Source organism: Paenibacillus xylaniclasticus, from assembly GCF_004001065.1.
GTDB lineage: Bacteria > Bacillota > Bacilli > Paenibacillales > Paenibacillaceae > Paenibacillus_T > Paenibacillus_T xylaniclasticus.
Genome location: NZ_BIML01000006.1, coordinates 252,712 through 266,539, shown reverse-complemented (window position 1 = coordinate 266,539; position 13,828 = coordinate 252,712). Strand labels below are relative to the sequence as shown.

The following is a 13,828-nucleotide window of genomic DNA, read 5'->3' as shown; positions in this document are numbered from 1 at the left end:
GGTAATCGTGTTGTCCAACAGTCCAATACAGCTGCAGCAGTTCGAACGCAATCGTTATTTTTATGGCAAGCTGCTGTCGGTCAAAGATTTTCAGCTGGAGCAAAACTATTACATCGAGAAGCGCAGTCTGCTTAACCGGCTCATCCACGGTACGGGGGTGATCGGCGGTCTTCATCTATCGCAGATCGACGGCACGGGCATCCGCTTGACGCCGGGGACGGCGATTGATTCGAGCGGAAGAGAGATCGTCGTCGCCTCTAACCTTGACGTCGCCGACATTAGCAAGCTTGCAGGATATCCGCCTGCTTATGCTGGGGGCGTCCTCTATGCGGCCATTTCGTATGATGAAATTGCAAGGGAGCCCGTACCGCCGGTGTCTAATGCGACCGCGAGTACGGATGGCATTGAGCTGAACAAAATCCGCGAAACGTTCAAATTCACCTTGACGACGGAGAAGCCGGCCGCGTCAAGCAGTCTGGAATCGATCTACCGGCAGACGGTGACCGCGTTCGAGAACGAGCAGTTTATCGTATACCGATCAGTGCCTCGCTTTGCTAACCCAGGCGACGTGATCGAGGTGGTGCTGACTGTTCGGACGAAGCTTCAGCAAAGCGGAACGGCGCTTGTTGAGGTAGCCGAGTCGCTGCCAAGCCAGTTCACGATGTTAAGCGCCTGGAAGGATAACAAAATTCCGTTCCATCTCGGCGGTCTCGCCGGCGGCGTCGAGCGGACGCAGCGTTATTATGCGCGTGCAGGTGAGATGCCGACCAGCGGCGTCATTAGCGGCCAGCTGCTCTTCAACAGCGTGCTGCAGACCGGTGCTACAGTTGAATCCTCGCTGGCTGTAGTCGAGGACCGCTCGATCGTTCGGCTGCTGGCGGAACGCTATTTCGAGCAACAGGCGGATGCGCCGGCTTCCGATCATATCGTGCTGGCTGCCATAACGATTAACAACAAAGGCAACATTACCGCTATTGATGAATCGGTTCGTCCTTTCATATTTAATAATGAGCTGCTATTCCAGCTCATGATTGCAGATAAGCAGCGGCCTGCTCAGCTGCCGACCCATGCAGCGTCGCATGCGGACGGCGGAGCGGATGAGCTGAATGTGACGAATCTGTCCGGTGTGCTGGCTGATCCGCAGAAGGTGCTTGTGCAGGATGAGGGCTCGTCCTTGACCGTCCGTGCGAAGCTTAATTTCACCGGCGCCGGCGTCACGGCGTCGGACGATGCAACGAACGGTAGAACGAATATTCATATTCCTGGTATGACGACGCATGCCGCGTCTCATGCAAAAGGCGGGGCGGATGAGTTAAATGTAACGAATCTGTCTGGCGTGCTGGCCGATCCGCAGAAGGTGGTCGTACAGGATGAAGGCACCGCTTTACCTGCCCGCTCCAGAATTAATTTCATCGGCCCTGGCGTCACAGCGGTGGACGATGCAGCAGGCGGTCGAATTAATGTGACGATCAGTGGTGCAGCGGCCAGCCATGCGGGGACGCATGCGAAGGGCGGCACAGATGAGCTGAATGTGAACAACCTGTCGGGCACGCTGGCCGATCCGCAGAAGGTAATCGTTCAGAAGGACGGTACGGCTTTCACGGCCCGCACGAAAATTAATTTCACCGGCTCGGGAGTGTCCGTGTCCGATGATAGCTCTAACGGAAGAATTAACGTTAACATTACGGGCGGAAGTCAGACGGCCGGTGCACAAATCGCAACGGGCAGCATCGTGTTCCAATCGATGTATCCAGGGGAAGTGCGGGTATCGCCATTTATAACGCACCCGCTTCCGAACAATGTCGGCATCATTTTGTCCGTTGTACAAAGCATTGGGCTGGACGGTCTCCCCGATGAGACGTCGTTCGGCGGGCTGCCTACGTCGCTGCTGCCGAACAGGCTGGTCGAAGGGGAAGCTAAGGCCGAGACTGCATTATCGGGTGCGACGGACCAGAGTAACCCCATTTCGCAGACACCGGGCAATCAGTCGCCTCCGACGGTGCCCGACCCCATCTTTATTCCGCGGCTTAACTCGACGGTCAAAACCGGAGATGCGGCGTTGATGGAACCGGATTTGCCTTATGTCATGGCGCAATATCCGGCAGCTGGGAACGTAGGCTTCCAGGTTAAGATTCAAGACAGAAGAGATAGGATGGATATCAATGCGGTAGATTGGACGGTTCGCTGGTGGGCAGTCTCCGGTACGGTCGATACCGGAACAGTAACCGTTCCGGCGTATAGCTCAGGGAATGCCTTAACAGGCGGCGGGAAGCTTGATGATGTGCCAGCTGTTAAGCTGCCTACAGATTTTAATCCCCCGATTATTAAATTGCCGGTGGATGATCTGTCGGTCATTAAGCAGCCGAATGACGATACGCCAATCATCAAAGTGCCGACTGACGGGACGCCGATTATACGGACGTCGATTGAGCAGGCAGAGGAGCTGTCGTCGCTTCGGGTGACGGATAACACGATTAAAGGCGATATCAATAGAATTGAGAATGCGGCGGCTGAGCGGCTCACTGAATCGGAAGCTGTCAATCCGAAGCTTACGGGCGCGGCGAGCGAGACGGTGAAGAAGACCCGCCGTTCCTCCAAAGCAGCAGAGCAGCCGAATGAACCGGATGGCAAATCGTAAACCGCTGGAACGGAGTGGTGCCGGTGAACAAAAAGAAACATGACAAAAAGCCAGGGAAGAGCCAAACGAAATCCGGTGCAAAGCAGGCGAAAGGAGTCGCTTCGTCGCCCGCCCCCGTAACGGCAACTGCGACTCCTTCTACGGCGGAGCAGCTGCAGCAGACATATGGCAATAATGCGGTGCTTAAATATTTGCAGTCCGGGCTAATCGGTCAAATGTCCATTGCACCTGGTCGATACGAGGGACAGGACAGCGGAGCTAATATGTCCAAGGTCGGAGGCAAGCCGTTGTCTGTGGAGCAGGCGGAGGCGTTCGCATCTGCAGCAAGACCGCCAACGGCTGAGGAGATTCTTCTTGCGAAGCGGGAAGAGAAGAAGAAGGATGATCTCGTTGCTTGGAAGCGAATCCGTAAAGACAAGGAGATTATGGCCGCGATAGAGGAAGCATCCGAGCTGACCGGCATCGAGGCAGCGACGCTGGAGAAGATGATTATTGTGGAATCATCCGGCATTAAGAATAAGAGTAATGGCTCCTATCACGGACTGATGCAAATCGGACATAGCGCATTTAAGGATGTTCGAGATAAGGGAGCGATGAAGAAGCTGTTCGATACGCTGACGATCAAGGATGCGGATTCCGGAGAGGAGCGCGCTATAACGTGGGATGATGTTAAGACCGATGCGAGAGCGAACGTGCTGGTCGGCGCGATATATGCCAAAGGGAATTTGAATCGAATTCAAGCCCATAACAAAGAGGTGAACAAGAAACGGAGCGAGCAGTCGGTACTGGCTTGTCTACCTGATGCGCCTGCCTCTTATGCGGAAAGTGCTGCTGATCCAAGAGAGGATGGTTTCCTGCTGGAGGAAAGCGCGCAAAACCTTTATTTTGCCCATCAGCAAGGCTTCAATGGCATGCGTAATATATACAAAAATCCGGATGCGGCGATCGGGGCGAATCAGAGAGGTAATATGACTCCGTTCGACAGGGAGCATTATACACAAGCAGGTCCGGGCGAACAGATTACGAATGCTGAATTTGTGGAGGCGTGGAAAGAACGGATGAAGCGGATTGATGAATTTATGATGGAAGAGGCGAAGGAAGATGACTAAACAGTCGGCGCAGCCGGAGGGCAAGAGCAATGCTCCTAAGTTTACGCCGCAGCCGGTTCCAGGCTCCAGCCTGCCGCCTCAAAGCGAGATGGCGCCTTGGCAGCAAAGCTTCGGCAACAGCGCAGTCTTGAAATACTTGCGCGACGGCGGGGACATCGGACCTCTTATGTCAGTCGCTTCGTCGCTGCCGGGAGACAAGTACAGCGCGATGCTTGGATCGAATATGTCGAAGCTCGGTGATTCATCTCCATTAGATAAACTCATTAAGTCGCTCGGCGGGTCGGATAAGCCGGCAGTGAAAGCTGAGGTCGTCAAGAAGGTTATGGCGTTGTATGAGAAATATCCGACCTCTTCTGAGAAAGACAACTCGGGTGCTATGGTGGCGAAAATTATAAGAGGCTCCACTGAATTTAATAATCTTGTAAAAAATGATAACCCTGATATTATATTTAAAGATGAGGAGAAAAATGGCGACGACTATTTGATGACACCGCGGATGAAGGAAAAGCTTGACCGTCTTGCGGAGCTCGTCAAGGCGGAATGGCCCGATCGGAAGCTGCGCGCAACGGATGTATGGGATGACGGCAGCGAGCATGACGGAACGCGGCACGAAATCAGTCTTCATTATGAAGGGCGGGCAGCCGATCTCACCGTATCGGATGACCAGCCAGGCAATGCGCTGCTCGGGCGGCTCGGTGAGCTAGCGAAGGAAGCCGGCTTTGACTGGGTATGGTATGAGAACGCGATGCATATTCATGTATCGGTGAAGAAGGAAGAACCGGCTGCCGCTTCTGCTGAGACTCCTTAAAGCAGCTCCGGCTGCTGTACCGCCCCCGGACGCCAGTACCGTAGTTCTGAGTATGGATAAGTTATACAGATGCTTTCCTAAGTCTAGTAGAATGAACTGCTGCTTTAGGAAAGCTTCTTTTTTATATAAGAGGAGGATAACGAAATGTCCAACAATAATGCCATCCCGCCAATTCCGGACGAGGTGCTGTGCCTTAATCCCGGAATAGCAAAGCCGACGGTCAAGCAGCTGCAGGAAAGGCTTAACGCGCTTGGCTATACCGGCTCCAACGGCTCGGCACTCGTTACTGACGGCAGATTCGGACCGAATACGCTTTGGGCCGTCAATGTATTCAAGAAGGTGAATCGGCTGGGGAATTCTGGCGCCTCGGAGGGCAAGATCGGACCGCAGTCGTGGAAGGTGCTGTTCTCGCAAGGCGTGAAGCGGGCGGATGACAGCGAGGACAGAGGAGGGTCGACTGTGCCGCTTGATCGGGAGCCCTGCTATTATAGTCAGGAGGACCCGCGTTGGAAGCATACGCTGTATTCCAACCATCGTGACCCGAAGCAGACAATTGGTACTTCTGGCTGCGGACCGACCTGTATGGCTATGGCCATTACGACGTTGACTGGCAATAAGGTGGAGCCTCCGGTTACTTGCAAATTCGCTCTTGACAACGGCTTTCGAACGAGCGACAACGGTACCTCTTGGGGTTTCTTCGCTCGAATCGCCTCTGTCTATGGCCTGAAGTGCCAGCAGACGACTGACTGGAACGAAGTGCGAAGCGCGCTGTCGCAGCCAGGGCCAATCGTAATCGCGTCGATGCGTCCGGGGCATTTTACAGGCGGGGGGCATTATATTGTTCTGCACGACATATTGAAGAAGGGCGGGGACTGGTGGATTGACGTGCTGGACCCGAACATCAACAATACGCGATATACGCATTACGGAAAGGACGGACTTATTGACGAAGGTACGAAGCACGACGGCCGAGTGACGGCGAAGGAATCGCTGTTCAAGAAAGAGGCGGGTCAGTTCTGGATTATTAGCAAGTAGAACTGGCACCTATAAAGGCGGCCGCTCTCTTGGTGAGATAAATCAACGGTTATAAGAGTATTTCCTAAAGTAATTTTTGCCTGCAAATCCAAGAGTTAAGATTAAATATTGCACTAATTTCCCCATCCTATATAATGAGTGCGTATGGATATGACAGGGGTCGACAGATCCCGTTACATAAAAGGGGAAATGACTGGTGAGCGACACGAATACGATTATTCGTTTCGAGCGCGTGACGAAGCGTTACGATAACGATACGCCCGTGCTGAATGATGTCAGCTTCGAGATCGAACGCGGTAAGTTTTATACGCTGCTCGGTCCGTCTGGCTGCGGCAAAACAACAGTGCTGCGTCTTATCGCTGGCTTTATGGAGCCATCGGAGGGCACGATTTATTTTCATGGCAAACGAATTAATGAAGTACCAGCGAACCGCCGGCAGGTGAACACTGTATTTCAGGATTATGCTCTGTTCCCGCATCTTAATGTGTTCGAGAATGTAGCTTTCGGTCTGCGGATCAAGAAGCTGAAGAACGATGTCATTGCGGCGAAAGTGCATGAGGCACTCAAATTCGTCAATCTTGAGGGCTATGAGAGCCGCGAGATTACCGAGATGTCCGGGGGCCAGCGCCAGCGCGTCGCGATTGCCCGCGCAATCGTGAATGAGCCGGAGATTTTGCTGCTGGACGAGCCTCTGTCTGCGCTCGACCTGAAGCTGCGGACGGAGATGCAGTATGAGCTTCGGGAGCTGCAGCGGCGGCTTGGCATTACGTTTATATTCGTCACGCACGATCAAGAGGAAGCGCTCGCGATGTCGGACGAAATTTTCGTTCTGAACAAAGGGACGATTCAGCAAAGCGGTACGCCGATGGACATCTATGACGAGCCGATCAATCGGTTCGTTGCCGATTTTATTGGTGAGTCGAATATCGTGCCAGGCCGGATGATCGAGGACTATGTTGTAGAATTCGCTGGTCGTACGTTCGACTGCGTAGACGGCGGCTTTAACAAGAATGAGCCGGTCGAGATCGTTATTCGACCAGAGGATTTGGAGATGACAACCCCGGACAGCGGTAAGCTGAAAGTGCGCGTCGATACGGAGCTGTTCCGCGGCGTACACTACGAGATTATCGCTTATGACGAGGCGGGCAACGAATGGCTGGTTCACTCGACGAAGCGGGCGGCCGTTGGCGAGTGGATCGGGCTTGATTTTGATCCGGAAGCGATTCATGTTATGCGGTTCAATGAGACGGAAGAAGAGTTCGACCGTCGTCTGGAAGCTTATGCGGATTCAGATGCGGAATCGGACGAGGAAGAGGCTGTACATGTCCGTTAAATCGCGTAATTTCTATTTGATCCCGTATGCGGCGTGGATATTGCTGTTCGTCGTAGCGCCTATTGCGCTTGTCGTCTACTATTCGTTGTTCGATATTGAAGGTCAGTTCACTTTTCAAAACTATGTGGACTTCTTTACGCCAGTCTATATGCGAATGACGCTCAGCTCGTTCTGGTATGCGTTTCTAATTACTGCGTTCTCGCTGCTGGTTGCTTATCCGGCAGCCTATTTGCTCACGAAGACGAAGCATAAGCAGCTGTGGCTGCTGCTCATTATATTGCCAAGCTGGATTAACCTGCTGCTGAAGGCGTATGCGTTCCTCGGCTTGTTCGGCACTTACGGCTTCGCCAATGCGGTGCTGGAGACGGTCGGCATTGGCCGGCAGCAAATTTTGTTCACCGACTTCAGCTTTGTATTCGTGTCGGTCTATATTTTTATTCCATTTATGATTTTGCCGGTATTCAATGCACTTGAGAAAATGAATCCGTCGCTCATTGATGCTGCGCGCGATCTCGGCGCATCGCCGTGGACGACGTTCCGGCGCGTCGTGTTCCCGCTAACGATCAATGGCGTGAAGGCGGGCTGCCAAGCGGTATTCATCCCGGCGCTGTCGCTGTTCATGATTACTCGCCTAATTGCAGGTAACCGTGTCATTACGCTCGGCACGGCAATTGAGCAGCATTTTCTCGTGACGCAGGATTGGGGAATGGGTGCGACGATCGCCGTATTCCTCGTCATCGTCATGGCGCTCATTATGGTGCTGACGGGTAACCGGAAGAAGCGGGAGGTGAAGTCATCATGAGCACCGCAATGTCTAAGGGCGGAGCAGATCGCTCCCGCGTGAGATGGAAATGGTCCAATATTTATTTAATGGCTGTGTTCGTCGTGCTGTACTCGCCTATTTTTTATCTGATGCTATACTCGTTCAACAGCGGCGGTGCGATGCACGACTTCGAAGGCTTCACGCTGGATTGGTATAAGGAAGTGTTCGCGGATACGCGGCTTCTTATTATCGTATTGAACACGCTCGTCATTGCGCTGCTGTCGTCGGCGATCTCGACGATCCTTGGTGTGCTGGGCGCGCTTGCGATCCAGCAGGTGCGTCGCCGCCGTCCGCGCAATACGCTGCTGGCGCTGAACAATGTGCTCATTGTCAGCCCGGACGTCATTATCGGCGCGTCGTTCCTGATTTTGTTCACGATGATCGGTATTAAGCTCGGCTTCGTATCGGTGCTGCTTGCGCATATCGCGTTCAGCGTGCCGATCGTTGTCATTATGGTGCTGCCGAAGCTCGAGGAAATGAGTCCAACGTGGCTCGACGCAGCGCGCGACCTTGGAGCAAGCCGGCTCGACGTGCTGACGAAGGTTGTGCTGCCGTACATTCGTCCGGGTATATTCGCTGGCTTCTTTATGGCGCTGACGTACTCGCTTGATGATTTCGCCGTAACGTTCTTCGTCACGGGCAACGGCTACTCGACGCTGGCCGTCGAAATCTATTCGCGTGCGCGGCAGGGCATCTCGCTGTCAATCAACGCGCTGTCGACGCTTATTTTCCTGTTCACGGTGCTGCTTGTGATCGGCTATTACTTCATTAATCAGCGGGGCAACCGGCCGCCGGGAACGGAGGTGCAGCGATGAAGCAGCTTGTTCGGATGTTCATTGCTGTCTTCGCCGTCGCCTTCGGGCTTATGTACGGCGTTCATGTGCTGAATTCCTCAGAAGGCTATGCAGGCAGCAATACGCTGACGATTTATAACTGGGGCGATTATATCGACCCGGATCTGATCACTGAGTTCGAGGAAGAGAGCGGTCTGAAGGTGATCTACCAGACGTTCGATTCGAATGAAGCGATGATGACGAAGATTGAGCAAGGCGGCACGACATTTGACGTGAGCGTCCCTTCGGAATATGCGATTAGCAAGATGAAAGAAGAAGGGCTGCTGCTTCCGATTGACCACAGCAAGCTGCCGAACTTGAGCCATATCGATCCACGGTTTCTCGACTTGTCGTTCGATCCGGGCAACGAATATTCGATTCCGTATTTCTGGGGCACGGTCGGCATCGTCTACAACCCGGAAATGCTGGACGGCTGGCAGATTAAAAGCTGGAACGATCTGTGGGACAAGCGGCTTCGGAATAACATTCTTCTCGTAGACGGAGCGCGTGAAGTGATCGGCTTCGGGCTGAACAGCCTGAACTATTCGCTCAATGATACCGATGAAGCGCATCTGCAGGAGGCGAAGCGCAAGCTGAGTACGCTGACGCCGAATGTGAAGGCGATCGTTGGCGACGAGATTAAGATGCTGCTTGCGAATGAGGAGGCGGCTGCAGGCGTCGTCTGGTCGGGCGATGCGTCGGAAATTATGAGCGAGAACGAGAAGCTCGATTATGTCGTACCGGAGGAAGGCTCGAACCTGTGGTTCGATAATATGGTCATTCCGAAGACGGCGCGCAATGTCGAGGGAGCGCATCAGTTTATTAACTTTATGCTCGATCCGGAGCATGCGGCGCGAAACGCCGAGTATGTCGGCTATTCGACACCGAACAAGGATGCACTGGAGCTGCTGGATGAGGAAATCTCCGGCGATGAGCGGTTCTATCCTTCGCCGGAGATGACCGAGAAGCTCGAAGTATATCTCAATCTAGGTAAAAGAATGCTTGCTCATTACAATGAGCTGTTCTTAGAGTTTAAGATGCATCGCAAGTAGAGACGGGGAACGGAATAAAATGTTGGAACGCCCTGCTGGCTGAGGAAGCCGGCGGGGTGTTTTTGCGTTCGTTGCAAGTGCAGGTCTGATGAGGAGGAAAAAAGTAACTAGTTGTAATTAATTTCAACATTTCCTAAATTGAAGCGCGTCTGTATAGTAACCTCACGGCACAAAGAACTGCTGTGAACGAGTCTAGAAGCATCTGCTGATGAGCTTCTACTTCATTATATGAGGAGGATTAATGATGAACATTAGACTGATGCTGTCGACCGTATTTTTATTCATTCTTCTTACGGGCTGCACGAATCCATCCATTCAAGATTCTAACGTTACGGATTCGAGCTTACGAGAAATCGCGAATGCGTCTTCCGAGAGTTGGTCAGTCGACAAACTGATTAGGTTTAAAAGCATAGTTTATGTAGGATCTGATGAGAAGGTAGCGAAATCCGAAATTCAAGAGGAAATGGGGAGGATTGAACAATCTTCAGACGATGATGCGGCCGAAAATAAAGAGAGCTTCTCAAATTATTATCCGGCTGGAACAAAGCTGTATAAAATCAAAGGTCGTTCTCCTCAAGAGGCCATTGCGGTTGAGGTAGATAAAAATACTTATGTCTTAGCAACTATAAAAAAAGATTAACAATAATTTAATTGAAGAAACCGTAAGCCGAGATCGAGCTGGGCCTCACTGTCTTAAAGCTGGCGTCGTCACGACGCCAGCTTTAAATTGCTATCGTTATAACTTTAAGGGAGGCACTTGAACCGGTCGGTTCTTATTGTACAACGGTTTATTGGAGTAAATTAGCAAGCTCATTTAAGTCAATAACTTCATTAGTTTTAATATTTGTATATTCAATCGATTCTTTATCGGACGTTAATTGCTTTTTAGATAGATTATTGGTCGTTTGGAAAAGAGAATAATCTTCATTAATTAAGCGGTAGGTGCCGTCTTCATTTTTCTTCAAAAATAAGAGGACGCTTTCTCCGCTTTGCAAAAGCGTAGTATCGTCTGAGATGACAGCATGGTTGGTATCAAATCCTCCCATTTGGTTAATATCCAGTCTAGCTCCTGTAGAGATATTTTCGCCCTTCACGATGTTATCTACCACTAATTCAGATAAAGTCTCTAGAGAAACTGGACGATCTGGAGATTTAAGAAGCTTTTTATCTTTATTGCTAACTGTACCTGTTACAACAAGGTCAGCATTTTGTCCCAAGCCTTTGATGTCTTCATATTCAACGGCCCAGCTAGGCTCGACAATCGTCACTTCTCTAAATTTGCTGAGCTCCGGATTGATATCGATTTTGGACGAGTATTGAGTAGGTCCGTATTTCGTATTTAAGCCGGCTTTGTCCGCGTTTGTCGGCCAAGTATATGTCCTTTTTAGAGTGTATTCTCCCGTACTGCTGTTATAGGAAAATGTTGCGGAGTACATTACAGATGGCTCGGAGTCATTATGCTCTAGCCCGATAGCATGTCCAAACTCATGCGTGGCAATTCCTTTAATGATGTCCGTCGTATATCTGCTTAACGTCGTATATTTCTCATTCACCCAGCTGCGCGAACTCGTTACTAGCTTCGTAGATGTGTTGTAAGTCGTATTATTAATTCCGTCCCAATCTGCTGAAGATTCGTTTTTATTGCCAGCCCGGAAGTCGTTGGTCGTTCCCGTCGACATGGAAACATTATTCGTGCCGTTCCAGAGCGAGGCGGCATTAGTCCAGATACTTTGATAGAAATTGTTCGAACCATCATTATAGAACGTTGTTTTGCCATTGCTAATCTTATAAACTTTCGTGGATGTGGCGGCATATGCAGTTGCTCCGAAAGCAGACGATACTACAGTAAGCAGAATCAATGATTTCATTAGTGATTTTTTCATTTGTAAAATCCCCTCGAATTTTTATTTTCTCTATACTGTATGTTTTAGTTGATTATCTTAAAGTATGGTAGTTAGCCTACATGTCCATCACCTCAATTAATATAGAAGTATAGTGTAGATAAAGAGGGAATGTCTCATCACTACATTCATAATTTTACCATATTTATTAAATATTTGTATAATACAAAAGAACCTATTTAACGTTAGATTAGTGGCACATATGAACTTGTGTTCGATGAACTATTATTGTGGAATATAAGATGATTAGACTAGGGAAAACGGCTCAATAGTTAGGCTGTCAGTGCTCTACACTTTTCATAGGAAGTAATAAATGCGGGAGTTGAGCGATGTGCAGCATCTCTAAGTCGGCACAGCAGTGGATGGTCAAGCTGCGCAATGCATCCGACTGGGTTTCATATTAAGTTAGGATACTCTCCGCTCGTTACGGTTCTATTATTGGTACGGTGATATATTGGAAGGCCGCCTCATCAAGCTGCTCATAATAAAAGCAGCCGGCGGATAGTCGGCTGCTTTCTCCTTATTCATGCTCGTTGATTGGCTCATGCGAGTTAGCTGCTCCGGCAAGAACGGTTCGGTTACGTCCGGATTCTTTCGCTGTATAGAGCGCATCATCCGCCATTTTTAACAAAGCGCGCGGCTCGACTCCATGCACTGGATAGACGGCGGCGCCAAGCGATAAGGTGATGGTCTTCTTCGTAACGTTCTTCTCTTTCTCCATCGTCTGACGGATCCGCTCGGCGATCTGAACGGTTTCGGCGGCATTGCAGCCTGGCAGCATAACGATGAATTCCTCGCCGCCGTAACGGCAGCCAATATCGTGTGCTCTCATACAGCGCTGGATGACGCCGGCCATTTGTTTTAATATTTCATCGCCGACTTGATGACCGAACGTATCATTAATGCTTTTGAACCGATCGATATCCATAATGATTAAGCCAAAAGGCTTATTAAGCGACGTCCATTTCTCAAGCATCTCTTTCAACGCCCGACGATTGTGCAGACCGGTCAATGGGTCGACAAGCGCAGCATGGGACAGCTCTTCCGAATGCTTATGGATCTCTTCGGCAGTATTAACGACCATTCGCGTCAGTACGTTGGCCTCCAGGTTCCAATAATTCGGCTTCACAGGCGGCGGCAGGCGCGTGCCTCCCTTAGATTGGCTGAGATATTTGGTTAGGACAACGAATGGCGAGGCCAGCTTCCGCGCTACGTAAATCGCTGTAAGGACAATAATTAGAAACGGCGGTCCTGTGTATAAGCTGGTTGCAAGGATTTGATGCCGCAGCTGCTTGTTGATCGTCTCTACCGGTGTTTGAACGACGATGCCCCAGCCGTTATCGGGAACTGTTGCATAGCCCGCCAGAAATGTTTCGCTTTTCGTATTTTCTACTTTGGCTTGACCTGATCGGCCATTCATGAGCTGCTGTACCACTTGGTTATCGGTCACACGATCGTGTAGACGCGACCTCTCAGGATGATAGACCAGCGTGCCGCGTGAATCGACGACGTAAAAATAGGAGCCGGCATGATCGCTGATGTTGCTGCCGAATATGGTGCTGAGGACATTGTTATCCGCTAAGTATATGGTCCCGCCAATGATCCCTATGTAATTGCCGGTCTTATCGTACAACGGCTCTGACATCAGTACAATGAGTCGTCCTGTTGAACTGATAAAAGGCTCGGATAAGTATGAGCCGCGGGTGGCAAGCGCTTCAAGGGAAGCCGTGGCTGTCAGCGTGGTCCCTTTCAAAGATAATGCCGGCGGCGACATGTTTTGCACGACGGCATTCGTATCCGCCCAGAAAATCGAGTTGAAGTAACCGCTTACGTTGCGGGTATATTCCAAATGATCCATCACGGTTGCATCAGACAGTACATCGCTGTTTCCTAAATGTTTGGCGGTCGTCTGCAGGCTGTGGCGCATCGCTTGAAAAAGCGAGTTCATCGTAATACTCATTTTGTCCGCACTGAACGCGTTCAACTGCAAGGTTGTATCATACAGCGACTGTCGCTGGGTTTTATAAGATGCTGCAATGGTGAATATGAGAATCAGCAGGACGCTTAAAGCTGTCAAGGTGGAAAGGAGCATCGGAAGCGTAAGCTTCTGTTTGCATCGTAACGCTAAAGCCTGAAGCATAGTCATCTCCTGTCTGTGTATAAAAAATTAATAAGGTTAAAAATTCGACATAAAACGACATTTTCCTCTAGGTATTATCTGACAAATAGAATTTATCTGTATGGGAAAACGTGTGAAGTAACACACAAGGTACGCGAAAGAAGATTATCTTCTTTC

The 13,828-nt window shown here is 50.5% G+C and carries 11 protein-coding genes; 9 read left to right on the top strand and 2 right to left on the bottom strand.

The window, feature by feature from the left end; all coding sequences use genetic code 11:
- The first annotated feature begins 10 nt into the window (after positions 1-10).
- The 9 genes from PXY01_RS10210 (at position 11) to PXY01_RS10170 (ending at position 10,271) form a co-directional block, all read left to right on the top strand.
- Entirely contained in the window at positions 11-2,638 is a 2,628-nt protein-coding gene (locus PXY01_RS10210) for a hypothetical protein (RefSeq protein WP_127569745.1), read from the top strand.
- Between the two features lie 23 nt (positions 2,639-2,661).
- Positions 2,662-3,747 carry a hypothetical protein gene (locus tag PXY01_RS10205; RefSeq protein ID WP_127569744.1) on the top strand — a complete coding sequence of 362 codons (1,086 nt, stop codon included), beginning with the start codon at positions 2,662-2,664 and terminating at the stop codon, positions 3,745-3,747.
- Positions 3,740-4,555: a hypothetical protein gene (locus PXY01_RS10200; RefSeq protein WP_127569743.1), complete on the top strand. Its 816-nt coding sequence runs from the start codon at positions 3,740-3,742 to the stop codon at positions 4,553-4,555. Before PXY01_RS10205 ends, PXY01_RS10200 begins: the two co-directional genes overlap by 8 nt.
- 144 nt (positions 4,556-4,699) lie before the next feature.
- Positions 4,700-5,590 carry a peptidoglycan-binding protein gene (locus PXY01_RS10195; RefSeq protein WP_127569742.1) on the top strand — a complete coding sequence of 297 codons (891 nt, stop codon included), beginning with the start codon at positions 4,700-4,702 and terminating at the stop codon, positions 5,588-5,590.
- 196 nt (positions 5,591-5,786) lie between these two features.
- Positions 5,787-6,923 carry an ABC transporter ATP-binding protein gene (locus PXY01_RS10190; protein WP_127569741.1) on the top strand — a complete coding sequence of 379 codons (1,137 nt, stop codon included), beginning with the start codon at positions 5,787-5,789 and terminating at the stop codon, positions 6,921-6,923.
- Positions 6,913-7,725, top strand: a complete 813-nt coding sequence (locus PXY01_RS10185; protein WP_127569740.1) for an ABC transporter permease — start codon at positions 6,913-6,915, stop codon at positions 7,723-7,725. Before PXY01_RS10190 ends, PXY01_RS10185 begins: the two co-directional genes overlap by 11 nt.
- On the top strand, positions 7,722-8,561 hold the full coding sequence (locus PXY01_RS10180; RefSeq protein WP_246027862.1) for an ABC transporter permease: 840 nt from the start codon (positions 7,722-7,724) through the stop codon (positions 8,559-8,561). The genes PXY01_RS10185 and PXY01_RS10180 overlap by 4 nt, the downstream gene beginning before the upstream one ends.
- Positions 8,558-9,631: an ABC transporter substrate-binding protein gene (locus PXY01_RS10175; protein ID WP_127569739.1), complete on the top strand. Its 1,074-nt coding sequence runs from the start codon at positions 8,558-8,560 to the stop codon at positions 9,629-9,631. Before PXY01_RS10180 ends, PXY01_RS10175 begins: the two co-directional genes overlap by 4 nt.
- Positions 9,632-9,872: 241 nt before the next feature.
- A complete protein-coding gene (locus PXY01_RS10170; RefSeq protein WP_127569738.1) occupies positions 9,873-10,271 on the top strand; it encodes a hypothetical protein in 399 nt (132 codons plus the stop codon).
- A 148-nt stretch (positions 10,272-10,419) separates the two neighbouring features.
- Here the strand turns inward: PXY01_RS10170 and PXY01_RS10165 are convergent, their stop codons facing one another.
- On the bottom strand, positions 10,420-11,514 hold the full coding sequence (locus tag PXY01_RS10165; protein WP_127569737.1) for a matrixin family metalloprotease: 1,095 nt from the start codon (positions 11,512-11,514) through the stop codon (positions 10,420-10,422).
- A gap of 538 nt (positions 11,515-12,052) precedes the next feature.
- Positions 12,053-13,672, bottom strand: a complete 1,620-nt coding sequence (locus PXY01_RS10160; RefSeq protein WP_246027861.1) for a sensor domain-containing diguanylate cyclase — start codon at positions 13,670-13,672, stop codon at positions 12,053-12,055.
- Positions 13,673-13,828 lie beyond the last annotated feature (156 nt).

Bases quoted from the DNA above. Each gene is read 5' to 3' on its own strand.
- PXY01_RS10175 (WP_127569739.1), top strand. From the start codon at position 8,558: ATGAAGCAGCTTGTTCGGATGTTCATTGCTGTCTTCGCCGTCGCCTTC.
- PXY01_RS10165 (WP_127569737.1), bottom strand. From the start codon at position 11,514: ATGAAAAAATCACTAATGAAATCATTGATTCTGCTTACTGTAGTATCG.
- PXY01_RS10160 (WP_246027861.1), bottom strand. From the start codon at position 13,672: ATGCTTCAGGCTTTAGCGTTACGATGCAAACAGAAGCTTACGCTTCCG.
- PXY01_RS10195 (WP_127569742.1), top strand. From the start codon at position 4,700: ATGTCCAACAATAATGCCATCCCGCCAATTCCGGACGAGGTGCTGTGC.
- PXY01_RS10185 (WP_127569740.1), top strand. From the start codon at position 6,913: ATGTCCGTTAAATCGCGTAATTTCTATTTGATCCCGTATGCGGCGTGG.
- PXY01_RS10170 (WP_127569738.1), top strand. From the start codon at position 9,873: ATGATGAACATTAGACTGATGCTGTCGACCGTATTTTTATTCATTCTT.
- PXY01_RS10180 (WP_246027862.1), top strand. From the start codon at position 7,722: ATGAGCACCGCAATGTCTAAGGGCGGAGCAGATCGCTCCCGCGTGAGA.
- PXY01_RS10200 (WP_127569743.1), top strand. From the start codon at position 3,740: ATGACTAAACAGTCGGCGCAGCCGGAGGGCAAGAGCAATGCTCCTAAG.